Origin of the sequence: Proteus genomosp. 4 str. ATCC 51469 (genome assembly GCF_003144375.1) — a bacterium.
In the GTDB taxonomy this organism is placed as follows: domain Bacteria; phylum Pseudomonadota; class Gammaproteobacteria; order Enterobacterales; family Enterobacteriaceae; genus Proteus.
In genome coordinates, this window is the sequence record NZ_PENV01000001.1 from 1 (window position 1) to 19539 (window position 19539).

Below are 19539 nucleotides of genomic sequence, written 5' to 3' on the forward strand. Positions count from 1 at the left end.
TGATAGAAAACCATTACCTTCGAGATAAAAATTAATCACATTTAGTTTAAAATCAAGAGAATATTTAGCCATAGAAAAACACCCCAAAGTTGGTGTCCAACTTTTGGGGTGCAGTTCATTTATTAATGTGGTGTTTTTTAGTACATATATACTTTAGCATTAAGATTTGACCAAAGAAAAAACCCGCTACCTCTTGCGAGATAACGGGTTCTTATATGGTGCCGGCTACCGGAGTCGAACTGGTGACCTACTGATTACAAGTCAGTTGCTCTACCAACTGAGCTAAGCCGGCTAATTCTGGCGGAAGGATAGAGATTCGAACTCTAGGATGGTTTCCCATCGGCGGTTTTCAAGACCGCTGCCTTCAGCCACTCGGCCATCCTTCCATAGCGCGGAATTATGCCTATCTCTGACCCTGCTGTCTAGTCCTGATTGTAAAAAAAATGACTTTTTTATCCGTTTGCTCAATTCTCAGTCTTTTTTTGCTTAAAAAATGCTAAACCACTAATATAGTGGTTAAATTTTGATAATTTAAAATAATAAACAAGAAGGTATTGTGAGAGATATGGAACAACAGAGAAGGAAAAAAACTTAAAAAGTTGATGATAGCAATATGAGGATAAATAAAATACAGGTAAGAAAAAACCCGCTACCTCTTGCGAGATAACGGGTTCTTATATGGTGCCGGCTACCGGAGTCGAACTGGTGACCTACTGATTACAAGTCAGTTGCTCTACCAACTGAGCTAAGCCGGCTAATTCTGGCGGAAGGATAGAGATTCGAACTCTAGGATGGTTTCCCATCGGCGGTTTTCAAGACCGCTGCCTTCAGCCACTCGGCCATCCTTCCATAGCGCGGAATTATGCCTATCTATGACCTCGCTGTCTAGCTTCTATTGTAAAAAAATCTATTTTTTTTGTTTGTTTGCTCAAAGTTCATTCGAATATCCCTTTTAAAGCGATAACCTGTTAATATAATGGCTGAATAATGGTGATTGTTTATTCAACTTTTCTTTTTTAACTACATTGTCTCTTAAAGGCTCGCAAACTGAATGCGTACATTGAACCAACTCAAGCCAAATACACTAACTCGCTTATATGTCCTGTTTCTTCTTTTTATGGTCATATCACTTTTTTTATACGCTTACAGTTATTTTGATACTTGGCTCGATAGTAAAAAGAATGCTATCAACAACACGACTCATAAATTTGCTTTGCAGGTTGAAGATTACCGTTATCACTCTAATCAGCTTTTTCAGTTATCAAATAAAATATCAGACACGGCCTTTTTCCCATCCTTACCACTGACTCCAATAAAACTACGCTCTGATGTCTTTTGGCTTGAAGGTCGGGATCAAACTATAGATGCCATTATATTTGGTAAACCTAACGAACAAACGTTCCAGCTAGCACAACGCTTTGCAAATTCACTCGAAATTATCTGGGGTGTACGTAATGATTACAGTTCACTTTATTATCTAAATGGTAAAGGAAATGATCTTATCTTAATTACGACCCACTCTGTGCTTAAACCAGAAATTCGTTACAAAGAAAGCTACCTGACGTTAACCGCTGAGAACAAACGTTCTGAGCTGCTGATGCAATCAACCGCTTTAGATGAAAAAGAGAGTCTTTCTCCTATTAGAAAGATGTCTACAGAAAATATCTATTACTATACCTACCGCATTATGTTTAATGTGCCAGGGCAACTTACAAGCGTGGTCGCTTTTGATTTACCTATCAATAATTTTTTACCCTCAGAACTATCACCACACTACTTGAGATTACTGCCAACAGGCCAACAGTCGGTCTATGATAAAAACAGTATTGAAATTTCAACCGATGGCTCTTCTTTGATTTTTTCTCAACCTATTGCGGGCATTCCCTATTCACTCTCTTATGAATATCCGTTGAAACTCATTATCAAAGAGATTGCTTATAAAAACATCTGGTTGTTAATTAGCCTACTTGCCTTTATTTCAGTTTCTGTTTTCGGACACATCTATATACGTAACAAATATGTTTTCCCGTACATCTCAATGACTCGTAATCTACGCATCAAAGAAGAGATGACTAACGACATTATTTCTAATCTTCCTATCGGCTTATTGGTATACAACTTTTCCTCTAACCATAAAATTATTAGCAACAGCCATGCTGAAAAACTATTACCTCATATCGATTTATCAAAGATCCGACAGATGGCGATTGAGCATAATGGTTTAATCCAAACAGCGATCAATAATGAGATTTATGAGATTAGAACCAGCAATAACAGCAATATTGACAATACGTCATTATTCATATTTCTGAATAAAGACAATGAAGCACTTATCAATAAAAAATTACAACTTGCACAGCAAGAATATGAAAAAAATACCATCGCGCGACGTAAGATCTTATCTAATATGTCATTAGAATTAATGCGTCCGATTAAAGATATAAATGAGATGGTTTATCAATTCAAAGAACTATTGCCCGAAAGCACGCATCAGCAATTGCTTAACTTATTATTAGAAAAAACAAATTACATTTCCGAATGGATAGAAAATATTACGTTAATTAATAAGTTAGAAAATCAAGAATGGAAAATTCACAAAGATGAATTTGAGCTTTCAACATTAGTTGAATCTATTTTGATAACTGCATCACCATTTATGATAAGAAAAGGCTTAACCCTTTATTTCCATAATAATATAAGGCCTGGTTTACTTTTAATTAATGATGGGCCAGCATTAAGTAAGATTATTTTATCATTGATTAATTATGCCATTAGTACGACTAACTATGGAAAAATAACTGTTAATTTAAATTTAGTTAAAAATAAAGATAAAGAAGAAATACTTATTGATATTATTGATAGTGGAAGTGGGCTAACACCACAAGACATTGCTAATATAAAATACCCATTCCTCGGACAAGCGATGGGAGATAAATATTACTCCAATTCTGGGATTATTTTTTATTTATGTCATTTGTTATGTAATAAAATTCAGGGTGAGTTAACAATTAAGAGCCAAGAAAGTATTGGTTCTCATTTCCGGATTGCACTCCCATACCAGCATATAGATACGGAAGAACGAACTTTTAACGTATTATTGGAAGGAATAAGCGCAAAACTCGCCATAAAAAACCCTGAAATAGAAAAAATCATCTGCCGACAACTTGATAAATACGGCGCGACATACTTTGATAAAAATAGAGAGAATCTTTATCCCGAATACGATATCATACTTAAAGATACTCCGGATGATAGTCCAGAGTCTCCAACAATATTATTAATGAGCTCTATTGTTGGATTTGAAAAAATATCAAAAAATTTAATAAAGTGTAACTTTAACTTCGGTGATCCTTTAATAGAAGCTATTACTTATTTAATTGAAGAAAATGAGTCATTTTCTCTAGATACAACTGAAGAGAGTATTTTGGATGAAAATAATAACCTTGATAATTACGAAGTAATTCTTAATAATTATAGGAAGAAGTTGAATGGTAGTGATTATAAGGAATTATTTATCAGTACTGTTCCTATTGATGTTGAGAAACTACACTTAGAAGCAACAAATAAAGACTTTTATTCTCTAGCCCAGACAGCTCATCGTCTAAAAGGGGTTTTTGCCATGTTAGATTTAGAATATCTCAGAGAAAGCTGTGAATATTTAGAGCATGACATAAAAAATCATAATGAATTAGAGATCAAAGAACGTATCACTCAACTGGATAAATGGATTCAACAGTTGCTGCAGCAAGGTAACAATTAAACATGAATAACCTTAATATTATTATTGCCGATGATCACCCAATCGTTTTATTCGGTATTCGTAAATCTTTAGAACAAATTGAATGGGTCAATGTTGTTGGTGAGTTTGAAGATTCAACGTCACTTATCAATAACTTACCTAAGTTAAATGCAGATGCATTAATTACTGACTTATCTATGCCTGGTGATAAGTATGGTGATGGTATTACCCTAATTAAGTACATCAAAAGACATTACCCGAATTTGTCGATTATTGTACTTACCATGAATAACAACCCAGCTATTTTAAGTGCTGTCCTTGATCTTGAAATTGAAGGTATTGTACTTAAACAAGGTGCTCCAACGGATCTACCAAAAGCATTGGCAGCGTTGCAAAAAGGCAAGAAATTTATGCCTGAAAGTGTCGCGAAACTACTTGAGAAAGTAAATGCAAATGGTTATGGCGATAAACGTTTGTCACCTAAAGAAAGTGAAGTACTAAGATTATTTGCTGAAGGCTTTCTCGTCACTGAGATCGCAAAAAAACTTAATCGTAGTATTAAAACGATTAGTAGCCAGAAAAAATCAGCAATGATGAAACTGGGTGTTGATAACGATATTGCATTACTTAATTACCTATCATCAGTAACTATTGATAAGGAAATTAACGGCCCAGATTAATTTTTTCAAGCGACTGTTTGCAGTACCGATAAAATCAGGAAGCTCAACCTATTTTGGGAGCTTCTCTGCTTTTTTGTCTTTATTCTCCCGCGCCACCCCCCCCGCTAAGCGCTAAACGGATGTAATATACCCTACACTCATCTTTTGTCTGATAATGCCTTAGAAGCTATAGGATGTGTTATTTACGATATCATTCTTTATGTCTATCTTATACATGCAGTTAATATTGTTATTACTTAACAAATAGAAAAGAGATTAATAAATTAATCTCTTTTCTATTTGTTTATTTTTATGGTGGCTACATAAACTACTTTTTAGGTATATGTCCTACCAGAACTTCTCTTAAGATGGAAAGTGATACCGGTTTAGACACACAATCATTCATTCCGGCATCAATACAACGTTGCTTTTCTTCTGCTATCGCATTCGCTGTTACACCAATTACTGGCATATCACTCCCCATTTCTCGTATGTGAGTTGCAAGCTGATAACCATTCATATTTGGCATATTGACATCAGTTAGAATGATATCGATATGATTTTTCGCTAAATAGGCTAATGCATCACACCCATCTTCTGCAGTTGCTGTGTTAAAACCAATTTTTTTCAGTTGATCGGTCAGCAATAAGCGATTTATTGGATGATCATCAACAATCAAGATGGTCAACGCTTGTAAACCACAATCGGTATTCAACTCAACCATATCAACACAATTTGCTTCAACTTTATTTTGTGGTAGTTGTAGTATTATTTTTGTTAATTCATTTAGTTTATAAGTACTACATACCCATATGTTTTCTGCTATTTTTTTGGATGGTTCGAGGTAATGTTCATTGAGCCTAATAAATTGGCAATGATGCTCTCTCGGATAATCATAGTCCGTGATAATAAAATCCGTTGAAGAGAGTGTTGTTTCTTCTGTTAATAATTCACAGTTCAACCCAAAGTAATTGAGGTATCGCCCAATAAACCCTTCTAAATAAAGGTTTTTGATATCAATAAAACAACGAACGGTGCTCTCTTTATAAATATCCTTTTCGGTAGCAAGTTCATTCTCTTCTAACGCACCATAAAGTGGTATTCGAACTGTAAATCGGCTACCAATATTTTCTTGTGAAACAACACTGATATCGCCATCCATTAAGTTAATTAGTTTTTCACAAATAGCTAAACCTAATCCTGTACCTTCAGATGCGCTTTCTGTATTTTGTGAAACCTGGAAGAATGGCTCAAAAAGCTCATGTAATGCCTTCTCACCAATCCCTCGTCCTGTATCATGAATATCAAAATACAGGTAATACTCATCTTTATAAAGATGTAAGGTGATACACCCTGTTGTAGTAAATTTAATACTATTATTCAATAGATTAGAAATAACCTGTTGTACCCGAACAGGATCACTATTTACAATTTTAGGTACATCTGGTTCGATAAAGCAGTAGATAGCTAAATCTTTTTTCGCAATCAAGGGTAAATAGTTAGAAATAACAAAAGAGAGTACTTGGCGACAATTAAACGGTTTAATCTCAATCTTTAATTGTTTAGATTCAATTTTTGAGAAATCGAGAATATCACTAATAATTTTTAGCAGTAATGATGAGGAGTTATCCATCGTTTTTAATAATCGACTTGTATCATCGTTTTGTGCAAAGGATTGTAATAATTCTAAGTTACCAATAATGCCATAAAGTGGTGTACGTAATTCATGACTCACCGTAGCTAAAAACATCGATTTTGCTTGGTTAGCTTGTTCTGCCGCTGTTGCCATATTTTGTAGCGAACGTTCCATTTTGACACGAGCGCTAATGTCCACTAAAACACAGATAGCCACATCTTCATTTTGATAGCGTGAATTAACAAAACTGATTTGTAAGTGATTACGGTTATTCGTCACTACATCAACCATATTGCTACTTTTTTCAGCAATAATAGATAAAATATTTTGCTTATCACTGTGACTGAGTAACCGAAAATAGTTATGTGCTAATTCATTACTTAAAATGATCATGCCATCGCGTATTCTCAGGATACTAATTCCGACAGGTGCCGATGCCACAATTTTATGGTTAAACTGTTCATGCTCTTCTAATCGGGAAGCATTATTTTCTGCTGGTGAGAATATTTTTCTTTCGAAGATCCACACAAAAATAAAAATAAAAATGGCAGAAATAATATTTAAAATCAGTGCATTAAAAATTGTGAATTTAAATTCATTTAAAATTTGCTTGAGTGGTAATGAATACACCACACTAAAAGAGGATGGCAATAGTTTTCGTTTTGCAACTAAGTCACTGAAATCTTCATCAAAACCAAAATAAGGTGCGCTCACATCAGCGACTTGCTTAACTGAACGATAATTATTTTCTGCAGGATAGCTTAATACCGTGGTATTTCGGCTATTTAGAAGATGGATAGAAATTACTCTGTCTTTGGCAGGAGAGAAGTATTCAAGGCGAATGGCTCTTTCAATACCAATTAATCCAATAAATTTACCAGAAGCATAAACAGGTGACATAACATATAAAATACCACTATCCCCTTTTGCATCTGGAACTATCCAATATTGATTAACTTCTTTGCCTTGCGCCCGTTGATTAATGTAGTTACGTGTATTTTCGTAAACCATTTTTTTCAACATCTCAGTATCTACAGGTGATGCGCGCAAAGGGAAGTTAATCATGCACATACTGTGCGAACCTACCATGAAAACCTGGTTTATTCCTTGTAATGCAGGGGTATTATCTTTCCAATAATATAAGATACTGTTAAACGAACGAAAATAGTTATTGGTTTGTCCTTTAAATAATTCACAGTCCGCCGTTTCATTGAGTTTATGAAGTGAAAATGGTCCTTCATAAAATAATGAATTTTTTATACCTGGATTTAAATTAATTTGCTCTTGATGACGTTCTGCGAGGTATTGTAAATCACGGATAGTGCCAGAAGTTTGTCGAAAAAAACCGAGGAGATTAGTGTAGTTATTACTATACTCTTGCCGAATATCTGACTTAGTATCATTAAAGATGTTGATGAGGTAAAACATCGTTAATAATGCCCCCATCGCCCACAACATGATACCTAATACGCGAAAAAGGTAGCGGGAAATTTTTAACGATGTTTTAAAGGACGAGAGATATCTCAAACAACCACCCTAATCAATATTCCTACCGCATAAGAAACTTATTCTATTCTAGCAGAAGTTACTGTATGTCTGAATAATATGATCTTTATCATCAGGATAATTATTTCTGATGATACTCTGATCCTACCACATAAAAAAAGCAGGCAATTATGCCTGCTTTCTTTTATTTATACATCACAATAATGATAAATATTATTCTTCATCTGCATCATCGGCTAAATCTGATCCCGACTCTTCAGGTGATGTCTCGTTAATAACCTCATTAACTTCATCATCATCTAATGCGTCATCTTCATCTTCAACACGTTGCAAGCCAACAACCAACTCATCTTCTGTTGTACGAATTAAGGTAACACCTTGTGTATTACGTCCAACAATGCTGACCTCTGAAACACGAGTACGAACTAATGTACCTGCATTGGTGATCATCATAATTTGGTCAGTTTCTTCAACTTGAATTGCACCTACTACTTTACCGTTACGCTCACTCACTTTAATAGAGATAACGCCTTGTGTAGCACGATTCTTCGTTGGGTACTCGCTTTGTGCAGTTCGTTTACCATAACCATTTTCAGTGACGGTTAAAATATCACCGTCACCACGAGGAATGATCAGAGAAACGACTTTATCATCACCACTCAGTTTCATACCACGAACACCTGTCGCAGTACGACCCATAGGACGAACACAATCTTCTGCAAAACGAACCACTTTACCATCAGCAGAGAACAGCATAACTTCGTTCGTGCTATCGGTTAAGTCAACACCAATTAGCTCATCGCCTTCATTTAAGTTGACCGCGATAATACCTGCGCTACGAGGGCGACTGAAATCTTGCAGAGGTGTTTTCTTCACTGTACCGCTTGCCGTTGCCATAAAGACAAACTTACCTTCTTCATACTCTCTCACTGGCAAAATAGCCGTAATACGTTCATTTTGCTCAAGAGGTAATAAGTTGATAATCGGACGGCCACGAGCACCGCGACTTGCTTCTGGTAACTGGTAAACTTTCATCCAATAGAGACGACCACGGCTTGAGAAGCATAAAATGGTGTCATGGGTGTTAGCCACCAGCAGGCGATCAATAAAGTCTTCTTCTTTAATTCTTGCTGCAGACTTACCTTTACCGCCACGACGTTGTGCTTCGTAATCGGTAAGTGGCTGATATTTAACGTAACCCTGATGAGAGAGTGTAACAACTACATTTTCTTCATTAATCAGGTCTTCGATATTAATATCTGCTGTATTCTCAGTTATCTCAGTACGGCGTGGATCGTTATATTGATCTTTAATCGCATTTAGCTCTTCTCGAATGACTTCCATCAAACGCTCAGGGCTTCTTAAGATATGCAGTAATTCAGCAATTTGCAGCAATAAGTCACGGTATTCATCTAACAGTTTTTCATGTTCAAGACCAGTTAGTTTCTGCAAACGCAGATCCAAAATAGCTTGAGCTTGTTGTTCTGTAAGATAGTATTTACCGTCATGCACACCATATTGTGGCTCTAACCATTCAGGACGAGCAACATTGCTGTCACCAGCACGCTCTAACATGGTAGAAACACTACCTAAATCCCAAGGTTGTGCAATTAATGCTGCTTTTGCTTCTGCTGGGTTTGGTGCTTGGCGGATCATTTCAATAACAGGATCAATGTTCGCCAATGCAACAGCCAGCGCTTCTAAGATATGAGCACGGTCACGCGCTTTGCGTAATTCGTAAATTGTACGACGAGTAACGACTTCACGACGGTGACGAATAAAGGCAGAAATAATTTCTTTTAGATTTAATAGTTTTGGCTGGCCTTGGTGAAGCGCAACCATATTAATACCAAAAGAAACCTGCATTTGTGTTTGTGAGAATAAGTGATTTAATACCACTTCACCCACAGCATCACGTTTTATTTCAACAACAATACGCATGCCGTCTTTATCAGACTCATCGCGTAATCCGCTGATACCTTCAATGCGTTTATCTTTAACAAGCTCTGCTATTTTTTCAATTAAACGCGCTTTATTCACCTGATAAGGAATTTCTGTCACAATAATTGTTTCGCGACCGGTTTTCTCATCAGTTTCAATATCAGCCTGAGCACGGATATAAATTTTTCCGCGACCAGTACGGTAAGCATCTAAAATTCCTCTGCGACCATTAATAATAGCGGCAGTCGGGAAATCAGGCCCCGTGATATGTTCCATCAACTCTTCAATAGTGATGTCTTCGTTATCAACATAAGCAAGACAGCCGTCGATAACTTCGCCTAGGTTATGTGGAGGAATGTTTGTTGCCATCCCCACCGCAATCCCTGATGAACCATTGACTAGCAAGTTTGGAACACGGGTTGGCATAACTGCCGGAATATGTTCTGTTCCGTCATAGTTAGGAACAAAATCAACCGTTTCTTTTTCCAAATCCGCCAGCAGTTCATGGGCGATTTTCGCCATACGAACTTCGGTATAACGCATTGCAGCCGCCGAGTCACCATCAACTGACCCGAAGTTACCCTGCCCGTCAACCAACATGTAGCGCATAGAAAAAGGCTGTGCTAAACGAACAATCGTTTCATAGACAGCACTGTCACCGTGCGGGTGATATTTACCGATAACATCCCCAACAACACGGGCTGATTTTTTATAAGGTTTATTCCAATCGTTTCCTAGTACATTCATCGCGAAAAGAACTCGGCGGTGTACTGGCTTCAGTCCGTCTCGAACATCGGGTAATGCGCGTCCTACAATAACAGACATCGCATAATCCAAATATGAGCTTTTCAGCTCTTCTTCGATATTAACTGGTGTGATTTCTCTGGCAATGTCGCTCATGGAGCCACTGTCCCTCATACTACGGATTCAAAGGTTTAGAACTATACCACAAATCGCCAATTTTTGGAAAAAGGAAACAACTAAATTAATGATCCTTTCGCTATTCTCTTCGATTTCACCGTCTAACGTTGGTAGAATCATGGCAATATGAAAATAGGAGTAATACTTTCTGATGAATGATAAAACAACCTCTTTACATGCTAACGTGGATCAGCATGAAATCGACAAGTTTGAAAGCGTCGCATCACGCTGGTGGGATCTTGAAGGTGAATTTAAGCCATTGCACCGTATAAACCCACTAAGACTTAACTATATCCAAGAACGCGCTGACGGCTTATTTGGAAAAAAAGTCCTCGATGTTGGCTGTGGTGGCGGTATTTTATCTGAAAGTATGGCGTGTGTCGGTGCCGAAGTTACTGGCCTTGATATGGGCACAGAGCCATTACAAGTTGCACGCTTGCACTCACTAGAGTCAGGTATTCCTGTGACTTATATTCAAGATACCGTTGAAAACCATGCAAATGAAAACCCGCAAGCTTACGATGTTGTTACCTGTATGGAGATGTTAGAACACGTTCCAGACCCTTCATCTGTTGTAAGAGCCTGTGCAAAATTAGTAAAACCAGGTGGGCATGTTTTCTTTTCAACTATCAATCGTAATAAAAAAGCATGGCTAATGCTGGTGGTAGGTGCGGAGTATATTCTAAATATGGTACCTAAGGGCACACATGATGCTAATAAATTTATTCGTCCATCAGAACTGCTCAGTTGGGTTGATGAAACCGACTTACGTAGCAAAAATATGATTGGCTTACATTATAACCCAATCACTGACAAATTCCGATTAGCGCCAAACGTCGATGTGAATTATATGGTGCACACACAATCGACACATAACTCGAATTCGTGAAACTGAAAGTTTGATTTGGTTTAATAAAACATCAAACGATCACATTTTTTAAAATTGACTTTACATCATTGTCACCTGAATTTGAGTTTCTTACTGCCTGTATTTATGCAGGGTACGGGCAGTTATTAAAAAATTTATCCCCTATTTATCCACAGAAACAATCAGATTTGTACACTTGATCAATCTCTCAATTACCTTTATCTTGTTATCACCATTTGAACCAACCCCTATATATTGTGTTTCCTTAAATTTCACACCACAAGACTCCTTGACACTCTTTGTCATCGGGAGCGTTTTTTTGCGGTATAAAATTTCAGGTAGCACTAATGCAAGAAAGGTGCATCGCTCATGAATCACAGCCTGCTCGTCACAAAACGTGATGGTCATAAAGAACGCATTGACTTAGACAAAATTCACCGTGTAATCGCCTGGGCCGCTGAAGGCCTAGAAAATGTCTCTGTATCTCAAGTTGAATTACGTTCTCAGATTCAGTTTTATGATGGTATCAAAACTGCTGATATCCATGAAACACTGGTAAAAGCTGCTGCAGACTTAATTTCAGGTGAAACTCCTGATTATCAATATCTTGCTGCCCGTCTTGCCGTATTTAACTTACGTAAAAAAGCCTATGGCCAATTTGAGCCACCAACGCTCTATGAGCACGTTAAAAAATTAGTTGATCTAGGCAAATACGACCGTCATCTTCTTGAAGATTACACCCAAGAAGAATTTGAGCAGATGAATAACTTTATTGTTCATCAACGTGATATGAACTTCTCTTATGCTGCGGTTAAACAGCTAGAGGGTAAATATTTCGTTCAAAACCGTATTACTGGCGAAATTTACGAAAGTGCACAATTTTTATATGTTTTAGTTGCAGCTTGCTTGTTCTCTCGTTATCCACAAGCAACACGTATGGACTATATCGAACGCTTTTATAATGCGATTTCTACTTTCAAAATTTCATTACCAACGCCAATTATGGCTGGCGTCAGAACACCAACTCGTCAATTTAGCTCTTGTGTATTAATTGAGTGTGACGATAGCCTTGATTCTATCAATGCAACATCAAGCGCTATTGTAAAATACGTTTCTCAACGTGCGGGTATTGGTATCAATGCGGGTCGTATTCGTGCATTAGGCAGTGCTATTCGTAATGGCGAAGCGTTTCATACCGGTTGTATTCCTTTCTACAAACACTTCCAAACTGCGGTAAAATCTTGCTCGCAAGGTGGTGTTCGTGGTGGCGCTGCCACACTGTTCTACCCATTGTGGCATTTAGAAGTTGAAAGCCTGCTGGTACTGAAAAACAATCGTGGTGTCGATGATAACCGTGTTCGTCATTTAGATTACGGTGTGCAATTAAACAAATTAATGTATGAACGTTTAATCAAAGGCCAGGATATTACCTTATTCAGCCCTTCTGATGTTCCTGGTTTATATGATGCTTTCTTTGCCGATCAAGATGAATTTGAACGCTTATATGTACAATATGAGAAAGATAAGAGCATCCGCCAAAAACAAGTTAAAGCGGTTGAGTTATTCTCATTAATGATGCAAGAGCGTGCATCTACGGGCCGTATTTACATTCAAAATGTTGACCACTGTAATACACACAGCCCATTTGATCCGGCTATTGCACCTATCCGCCAATCAAACCTGTGTTTAGAAATTGCACTACCTACTAAACCATTAAACGATATTAAAGATCCTAATGGTGAAATTGCACTCTGTACCTTGTCAGCCTTTAACTTAGGTGCAATTGAAAATCTTGATGATTTAGAAGAGCTAGCTCGTTTAGCTGTTCGCTCACTGGATGCGCTATTAGATTACCAAGATTATCCAATCTTAGCCGCTAAACAAGGCGCAATGGGCCGTCGTACCTTAGGTATTGGTGTTATTAACTTTGCTTATTACTTAGCTAAACACGGTGTTCGCTACTCTGACGGTAGTGCAAATAACTTAACTCATCGTGCATTTGAAGCAATTCAATACTATTTATTAAAAGCATCTAATGAATTAGCAAAAGAACAAGGCGCATGCCCATGGTTTAATGAAACCACTTATGCTGAAGGTATTTTACCTATTGATACCTATAAAAAATCATTAGATGTTCTGACAAAAGAACCTCTGCATTACGACTGGGAAGGCTTACGCAAAGACATTAAAGAGCACGGCTTACGTAACTCAACATTGTCTGCACTGATGCCATCAGAAACCTCTTCTCAGATTTCGAATGCAACCAATGGTATCGAGCCACCTCGTGGTTATATCAGTATTAAAGCCTCTAAAGACGGTATTTTACGTCAAGTGGTTCCTGAGTATGAGCGTTTGAAAGGCGCTTATGAATTACTGTGGCAAATGCCAAGTATTGAAGGTTATTTGCAGTTAGTGGGCATTATGCAAAAATTCGTTGACCAAGCGATTTCAGCGAACACTAACTACGATCCTACTCGTTTCCCTAGCGGTAAGGTTCCAATGAACCAGCTGCTGAAAGATTTGCTGCTCGCTTACAAATATGGTGTGAAAACACTTTATTATCACAACACCCGTGATGGTGCAGATGATGTACAGGGTGATCTGGAAGAAGTCGTTGAGACGGAAGATTCAGATTGTGAAGGCGGCGCGTGTAAAATTTAATTGAGGAAGCTATGTCCTATACTACTTTTTCACAAGTTAAAAATGATCAACTTCAGGAGCCCATGTTTTTTGGGCAGCCTGTTAACGTAGCGCGTTATGATCAGCAAAAATACCCTATTTTTGAAAAGCTAATTGAAAAACAACTCTCCTTCTTCTGGCGTCCAGAAGAAGTGGACGTTTCTCGTGATCGTATTGACTACAATGCATTGCCTGATCATGAAAAACACATTTTTATTAGTAATTTAAAATATCAAACTCTGTTGGATTCGATTCAAGGCAGAAGCCCTAACGTGGCATTCTTACCTTTAATCTCGATCCCTGAGTTAGAAACATGGGTTGAAACATGGTCATTCTCTGAAACCATTCACTCGCGCTCTTATACTCATATTATTCGTAATATTGTTAACGATCCTTCTGTCGTATTTGATGATATCGTTGAAAATGAAGAAATTTTAAAACGTGCGCGTGATATTTCTTCTTACTACGATGAGTTGATCAGATTAACTAACCTTTATCACATGTATGGTGAAGGTGATCATCATGTTCAAGGTAAAACCGTTAATGTGACTTTACGCAAATTAAAGAAACAACTTTATTTGTGTATCATGAGTGTAAATGCGTTAGAAGCGATTCGTTTCTATGTAAGCTTTGCGTGTTCATTTGCCTTTGCTGAACGAGAGTTAATGGAAGGTAACGCTAAAATCATTAAATTGATTGCACGTGATGAAGCATTGCACTTAACGGGTACGCAACACATGCTGAATCTACTGCGTTCAGGTCAAGACGATCCTGAAATGGCAGAAATAGCCGCAGAATGTGAACAAGAATGTTATGACTTGTTTGTTGAAGCCGCAGAGCAAGAAAAAGAGTGGGCAGAATACCTGTTCTCAGAAGGCTCGATGATTGGTTTAAATAAAGAAATTCTCTGCCAATATGTTGAATATATTACAAATATTCGTATGCAAGCAGTAGGTCTTAAATTACCATTTAAAGCGCGCTCAAATCCTATTCCATGGATCAATGCATGGTTAGTGTCTGACAACGTTCAAGTAGCACCTCAAGAAGTTGAAGTCAGTTCTTATCTTGTGGGCCAAATTGATTCACAAGTTGATACTGATGACTTGAGTAATTTCGAACTGTAATACCGAGAAATAACACTGATACGTTATGGCATCTCATAAAGTGACCCTGCATCAGCAGGGTCTTTCAACACCACTAGAATTTCATACTGACGCCCACCCTTCATTGCTTGATGCTTTAGAGCATGGGAAAGTCCAAGTCGAATACCAATGCCGTGAAGGTTATTGTGGCTCTTGTCGTCTACGTTTAGTGAAAGGCAAGGTTTGCTATCGCAATGAACCTTTAGCATTTATCCAACCCGATGAAATCTTACCTTGTAGCTGTCATCCGATTAGTGACATTGAAATAGAAATTTGCTCTGAATGATTTGAATTATCTTAATTTTCCTTTTTTTCTAACACAGTTGTCCATCATTGACTAGAATTAAATTACATTGATGAAAAAAGGAAAAACATTATGAAATTAAATTCTATTTTCTCAGTTGTTGCTATCTCTGCATCACTTTTATTAGTTGCGGGTTGTTCAACTCCACAAAAAATAGAAACAGTAAATGGGGAAACGATTTTAACAACAGATAAGCCCCAAGAAGATGAAAAGACCGGATTAATTACCTATAAAGATGCAGAAACTGGGCAATTGAAACAAATTAATCGTGACCAGATAAGACGAATGGTAGAGCTTGACGATTAATATTCTTAATTAATCACCTCTATTAAGCGCCAATTGATACTTATTAATTGGCGTTTTTTTATTCATTTTTTATTTTCCGTAAAGAAATAATTACAGTATACGTAATTAAAATTTGACAGATATTTACCATTCTTATACTCTGCATTTTATATAAATAAAATAGCTAGCGAGCAGAGGACTTAGTGAAAAATCGCACTATAGGTAGTGTTTTTATTGTTGCAGGAACAACAATTGGGGCAGGCATGTTGGCAATGCCACTGGCTGCGGTGGGTATTGGCTTTGGTACTATTATGCTATTACTCGTAGGACTGTGGTTATTAATGAGTTATACCGCGCTCTTGCTAGTGGAAGTTTATCAATACAACGATCCTCATACTGGTCTTGGTTCAATCGCTAAGCGTTATCTTGGTGTTGGTGGTCAAGTGATCACTGGACTTGCTCTACTCTTATTGATGTATGCATTGACGACAGCTTACATCAGCGGTGCTGGCGAATTGCTTTCATCTACCCTATCCTCTTGGATTGGTCATGAACTCTCTGTCACTCAAGGTATTATAATCTTTACAGTGATTGGTGGTGCTGTAGTAGGTATTGGTACCACATCAGTTGATATGATTAATCGGCTGCTATTTACAGCAAAAGTTTTCTTCTTAATCTTTATGCTGGTTGTGATGTTACCCCACGTTGAAAGTGTCAATTTAACGTCAATGCCAGTCGCTCACGGGCTTATTCTTTCTGCTATTCCCGTTATTTTTACTTCATTTGGTTTCCACGGTAGCGTGCCAAGTATTGTAAGTTATATGAATGGCGATATTAAAAAGTTACGTATTATCTTTATTACTGGTAGTGCAATCCCTCTTGTTGCCTATATTTTATGGCAAATTGCCACATTAGGAGCCATTCCTACAAATACCTTTATGGGAATTATGGCGCAACAATCAGGTTTAAATGGCCTACTTACCGCTATCCGCGATGTCGTTGCAACGCCTCGCGTCAATATTGCAGTAAACCTATTTGCTGCATTGGCGTTAGCTACCTCATTCCTTGGTGTTGCACTAGGCTTATTTGATTATCTTGCTGACCTATTTAAACGCAGTAATCGTGCTACAGGTCGTATGCAATCAAGCTTATTAACCTTCGTTCCGCCTTTACTTTGTGCTCTTTATTTTCCTAACTTTGTACAAGCATTAGCTTATGCAGCTATTGCATTATCTATTTTGGCATTGCTACTACCTGCTTTATTAGTTTGGAAAGTAAGACAAGAGCAACACAGCACGGATAAATACAAAGTCAAAGGTGGAAAAGGTGCATTAGCTGTTGTCTTTACTTGTGGCTTAGTTGTGGTCGGTATTCAAGTCGCCATCACTTTTGGTTTATTACCTCAAGTCGGTTAATCACTTTTTTATACAGACAACAAAAAAGCAGGTGTTGATTGCTCAACACCTGCTTTTCATTTAACGTTACTACAAGTTTTTGCTTAGAAACTTAAACCTGCACCAACATAGAAACCATCAGCTAATTTATTATTACTTCTATTATGTGAGTTTTCGATTTCAATCACACGATAACCTGCATTGACATGCAATGGTTTAAATACCGTTAATTGCGCGCCCACATCGGCTTCATAATAAGATTTGCTACCAGACGTTAATCCTTCAGGAGAGCCATAAGCCTCACCATAAACACTTAAAGAAGGTAAAACATCCCAATTAAGCCCAACACCACCCGCTAAAGCAGCGCCATCATCACCATTTTTTGGTGATAAATAGAGCGCTTTACCACCAACACTTGCTGAAAAAGGCCCTAAAGGCAGAGCAAACTTCGCACCTAAGCTACCTAACTGACCATCATGATCACTACGAGCCCAGTTACCATTAAAAGAAAGGCCCGCATTAGGATTACCTAGTCCTGCACGAACGTCCGTATAATGCTCACCCGCTTGAATATTCATTGATACTGCATTGGCATTTGCCGCCATAAATAATGTACTTATAGCGCCGACCAATAAATATTTTTTCATTGTTATTACTCCAGCAAATAATTGTCCTAACTTATAATTATACAACAAATTTATTAAACAACTTGAGTCAAAATTGAAAGCTAATCTGTAGAATTTTCAATCTATGTAAATAAGTTACGTCTATCAATATTATTGGTCTAATTGGTTTTATTAATGAGTTTAATATTGTTAAAGTGGAATTGCAGTCAATATTAACCATAATAAATATAAGGCTGTTCGCTTCGTTTTATTCACACATGCTATTTTTTTAGAACGTTTACTATTTCATAAACTGGAGATATGTGATGGAAAAGAAAAAGCTAACAACGGCGTCTGGCGCACCTGTTGTAGACAATAATAACTCAATGACCGCAGGCCCACGTGGCCCAATGTTGCTTCAAGATGTCTGGTTTCTAGAAAAACTTGCTCACTTTGATCGTGAAGTTATTCCTGAAAGACGTATGCACGCAAAAGGCTCTGGCGCTTTTGGTACATTTAAAGTTACTCACGATATTACACAATATACTCGCGCTAAAATTTTCTCTAAAGTGGGTAAAAAAACAGAAATGTTTGCTCGCTTTTCAACAGTTGCTGGTGAAAGAGGTGCCGCAGACGCAGAACGTGATATTCGTGGTTTTGCGTTAAAATTTTACACCGAAGAAGGTAACTGGGATATGGTGGGTAACAACACCCCTGTTTTCTATCTTCGTGATGCGCTGAAATTCCCTGACTTAAACCACGTTGTAAAACGTGATCCTAAAACTAACCTACGTAATATGGCATACAAATGGGACTTCTTCTCTCATTTACCAGAAGCATTACACCAATTAACCATTGATATGAGTGACCGTGGTTTACCACAAAGCTACCGTTTTATTCATGGTTTTGGTAGCCATACCTACAGCTTTATTAATAAAGATAATGAGCGTTTTTGGGTTAAATTCCACTTCCGTTGCCAACAAGGCATTAAAAACCTGATGGATGACGAAGCACAAACACTCGTAGGTCAAGATAGAGAAAGTTCACAACGTGACTTATTTAATGCTATTGAGCGCGGTGATTTCCCACGTTGGAATTTACAAATTCAAGTGATGCCAGAAAAAGAAGCATCAACTGTACCTTATAATCCTTTTGATTTAACCAAAGTTTGGCCTCATGCGGATTATCCATTAATTGATGTGGGTTACTTTGAATTAAACCGTAATCCTGAGAACTATTTTTCTGATGTTGAACAAGCAGCATTTAGTCCTGCTAACATTGTTCCTGGTATCGGATTCTCTCCAGATAAAATGCTACAAGGTCGCCTATTCTCTTACGGTGATGCTCACCGTTATCGTTTAGGTGTTAACCATCATCAGATCCCAGTTAATGCACCAAAATGCCCGTTCCATAATTACCACCGTGATGGTGCAATGCGTGTTGATGGTAATAGTGGTAGCGGTATTACTTATGAGCCAAATAATGGTGGCATGTTCCAAGAACAGCCTAATTTTAAAGAGCCACCATTATCTATTGAAGGTGCAGCAGATCACTGGAACCATCGTGAAGACGAAGATTATTTCAGCCAACCTCGTGCACTGTATGAATTACTGAGTGATGAAGAGCATCAACGTATGTTTGCTCGTATCGCGGGTGAATTAATACAGGCAAGTAAAGATACACAAAAACGCCAAATTGCCTTATTTAAGAAAGTCCATCCTGAATACGGCGCAGGCGTTGAAAAAGCAATGAAAGCTTTAGCGAAAGCAGAAGTTAAGTAACTGCATAATAAGAAGCCTTGTGAGCAACTCGGCAAAACAGAAAGGCGCCTTCGGGCGCCTTCATTATCTCTAATAATTT

Annotated in this window: 12 protein-coding genes and 4 tRNA genes; 9 read left to right on the top strand and 7 right to left on the bottom strand. The window is 37.6% G+C overall.

From position 1 onward, the window contains the following. Positions 1–216 precede the first annotated feature (216 nt). The 4 genes from DK866_RS00005 to DK866_RS00020 all read right to left on the bottom strand — a co-directional run bounded on the left by DK866_RS00005 (position 217) and on the right by DK866_RS00020 (position 849). Positions 217–292 (bottom strand) — tRNA-Thr (locus DK866_RS00005). A gap of 6 nt (positions 293–298) precedes the next feature. Beyond that, positions 299–386 (bottom strand) — tRNA-Ser (locus tag DK866_RS00010). A 293-nt stretch (positions 387–679) separates the two neighbouring features. Continuing rightward, a tRNA-Thr gene (locus tag DK866_RS00015) sits at positions 680–755 on the bottom strand. Positions 756–761: 6 nt separating this feature from the next. Then, positions 762–849 (bottom strand) — tRNA-Ser (locus DK866_RS00020). Between the two features lie 202 nt (positions 850–1051). Here DK866_RS00020 and rcsD point away from each other — a divergent pair. Together rcsD and rcsB are read left to right on the top strand one after the other, a co-directional pair. Next, positions 1052–3760 (top strand): phosphotransferase RcsD, encoded by a 2709-nt coding sequence (rcsD, locus tag DK866_RS00025; protein ID WP_109407222.1) that lies wholly within the window; start codon positions 1052–1054, stop codon positions 3758–3760. 2 nt (positions 3761–3762) lie between these two features. Next, positions 3763–4419: a response regulator transcription factor RcsB gene (gene rcsB / locus DK866_RS00030; protein WP_036935620.1), complete on the top strand. Its 657-nt coding sequence runs from the start codon at positions 3763–3765 to the stop codon at positions 4417–4419. Positions 4420–4726: 307 nt separating this feature from the next. Here the strand turns inward: rcsB and rcsC are convergent, their stop codons facing one another. Then, the gene (gene rcsC / locus DK866_RS00035) at positions 4727–7561 is read right to left on the bottom strand and encodes a two-component system sensor histidine kinase RcsC (protein ID WP_109407223.1); all 2835 of its coding nucleotides are present in this window, start codon (positions 7559–7561) and stop codon (positions 4727–4729) included. A 192-nt stretch (positions 7562–7753) separates the two neighbouring features. After that, entirely contained in the window at positions 7754–10381 is a 2628-nt protein-coding gene (gene gyrA / locus DK866_RS00040; RefSeq protein ID WP_109407224.1) for a DNA topoisomerase (ATP-hydrolyzing) subunit A, read from the bottom strand. Positions 10382–10553: 172 nt separating this feature from the next. Here gyrA and ubiG point away from each other — a divergent pair, with 172 nt between their 5' ends. From ubiG to tyrP, 6 genes are all read left to right on the top strand, one after another. Further along, positions 10554–11291, top strand: a complete 738-nt coding sequence (gene ubiG, locus DK866_RS00045; protein WP_109407225.1) for a bifunctional 2-polyprenyl-6-hydroxyphenol methylase/3-demethylubiquinol 3-O-methyltransferase UbiG — start codon at positions 10554–10556, stop codon at positions 11289–11291. A gap of 348 nt (positions 11292–11639) precedes the next feature. Continuing rightward, on the top strand, positions 11640–13931 hold the full coding sequence (gene nrdA / locus DK866_RS00055; RefSeq protein WP_109407227.1) for a class 1a ribonucleoside-diphosphate reductase subunit alpha: 2292 nt from the start codon (positions 11640–11642) through the stop codon (positions 13929–13931). A gap of 11 nt (positions 13932–13942) precedes the next feature. Beyond that, complete coding sequence (gene nrdB, locus DK866_RS00060) at positions 13943–15073, top strand: class Ia ribonucleoside-diphosphate reductase subunit beta (RefSeq protein ID WP_109407228.1); 1131 nt, start codon at positions 13943–13945, stop codon at positions 15071–15073. Between the two features lie 25 nt (positions 15074–15098). After that, positions 15099–15377, top strand: coding sequence for a class I ribonucleotide reductase maintenance protein YfaE (gene yfaE / locus DK866_RS00065; protein ID WP_109407229.1), 279 nt, complete (start codon positions 15099–15101; stop codon positions 15375–15377). A gap of 90 nt (positions 15378–15467) precedes the next feature. Beyond that, positions 15468–15701, top strand: a complete 234-nt coding sequence (locus DK866_RS00070; RefSeq protein WP_072068590.1) for a YgdI/YgdR family lipoprotein — start codon at positions 15468–15470, stop codon at positions 15699–15701. A 182-nt stretch (positions 15702–15883) separates the two neighbouring features. Beyond that, a complete protein-coding gene (gene tyrP, locus DK866_RS00075) occupies positions 15884–17095 on the top strand; it encodes a tyrosine transporter TyrP (protein WP_109407230.1) in 1212 nt (403 codons plus the stop codon). 83 nt (positions 17096–17178) lie between these two features. Here tyrP and DK866_RS00080 read toward each other — a convergent pair whose 3' ends face one another. Further along, positions 17179–17721 (bottom strand): YfaZ family outer membrane protein, encoded by a 543-nt coding sequence (locus DK866_RS00080; RefSeq protein WP_109407231.1) that lies wholly within the window; start codon positions 17719–17721, stop codon positions 17179–17181. A 284-nt stretch (positions 17722–18005) separates the two neighbouring features. Between DK866_RS00080 and DK866_RS00085 the strand changes: the two genes are divergently transcribed. Then, positions 18006–19460, top strand: coding sequence for a catalase (locus tag DK866_RS00085; protein ID WP_109407232.1), 1455 nt, complete (start codon positions 18006–18008; stop codon positions 19458–19460). Positions 19461–19539: the final 79 nt, after the last annotated feature.